The sequence below is a fragment of the Microcystis sp. LEGE 08355 genome (genome assembly GCF_015207185.1).
GTDB classification, from domain to species: domain Bacteria; phylum Cyanobacteriota; class Cyanobacteriia; order Cyanobacteriales; family Microcystaceae; genus Microcystis; species Microcystis panniformis.
This window is the reverse complement of sequence record NZ_JADEXI010000924.1, coordinates 1-1177: the sequence shown is the minus strand read 5'-3', so window position 1 is coordinate 1177 and position 1177 is coordinate 1. Positions and strand designations below refer to the sequence as shown.

The 1177-nt window shown below is 45.6% G+C and carries 2 protein-coding genes; both read left to right on the top strand.

From position 1 onward, the window contains the following. The first annotated feature begins 395 nt into the window (after positions 1–395). The gene (locus tag IQ242_RS25310; RefSeq protein ID WP_002739747.1) at positions 396–641 is read left to right on the top strand and encodes a hypothetical protein; all 246 of its coding nucleotides are present in this window, start codon (positions 396–398) and stop codon (positions 639–641) included. Further along, complete coding sequence (locus IQ242_RS25305; protein ID WP_193961846.1) at positions 641–985, top strand: type II toxin-antitoxin system PemK/MazF family toxin; 345 nt, start codon at positions 641–643, stop codon at positions 983–985. Before IQ242_RS25310 ends, IQ242_RS25305 begins: the two co-directional genes overlap by 1 nt. Positions 986–1177 lie beyond the last annotated feature (192 nt).

The following is a 1177-nucleotide window of genomic DNA, read 5'->3' as shown; positions in this document are numbered from 1 at the left end:
GCTTTTACTTTTGATATTCTGATGGGAGAATGAAACAGCCCTAGGGGCAGGTGGGGTGTAGGGTTTTACCCATTTTCATCTGGTAAATTACCTAATTTTCAGGGAAAAAGTCCCGGAATTTTCCCCCCGATCCCTCCAAAGGCTGGCACTTTTTGATTGACAAAAAGCCTAAAAGTTTTACCCAACAAGGTTTTTAGATTTATTCAGCAAGCCCTAATTAGAGGAGCTGAAGTAGTTGCAAAGACTCAATATCTCTACGGTCTAACGTTCTGGTTGAGCGGCAGCAGATCGACCATAGCGATCAACGAAAAGCCTCTCAACTGTCCGCTCCAACCAGGTTGTTAGTCCTTACACAATTGGCTACAATAGCCCTACACAAGCTACGAGAGAAAAGTATGCCTGAATTAAAAATTAGCATTAGTGAGGCTGCTCACAAAACGCTGTTAGCACTCGTTGACTCCTCTGGGGATACGCTCCCAACAGTATTAGACAAAGCCATCGAAAATTATCGCAGATATGTTTTTCTAGTTCAAGCGAATGAAGCCTTCGCCGCCTTAAGGAAGAATGAGACTTTATGGCAAGAGGAAATTTCTGAAAGGCAGACATGGGAGCAAACTCTCGCTGATGGAGTAGAAGGGTAGTGGCAGAAATTACCAGAGGAGAAATATGGCTAGCAGACCTTAATCCAGTAAGGGGGCATGAACAGGCTGGTAAGCGTCCATGTTTAGTGATTTCAGCAGACCTGTTTAATCAGGGTGCATCTGGCTTAGTTGTTGTTTTGCCAGTAACTTCTAAAGACAAAGGAATCCCTTTTCACCTAAAAGTGGAACCTCCAGAGGGAGGAGTGAAAATGCCAAGTTTTATCAAGTGCGAGGACGTAAGATCAATCTCAGTAGAACGACTTGAGAAGCGATGGGGAACTGTATCCTCAGAAACCCTGGCATTGGTTGAAGACAGACTGAGAATCTTAATGGGACTGTATTGACATCCTCGCCGCCGTAAAACGGACGGCGATTCCCAAACCTCACGATTTGGGCTCCGGCCGTGAGCTCAGCCGAACGGTTTCTGCTTCTTTCCCGAAGGATTTTTCGCACCTGCCTTAACAGATTTACTCTGTTCTGGTCTTATGGTCGCGACCCGGACTGACACCGCAAGCCCTGCGGCCAAAATATTTTTA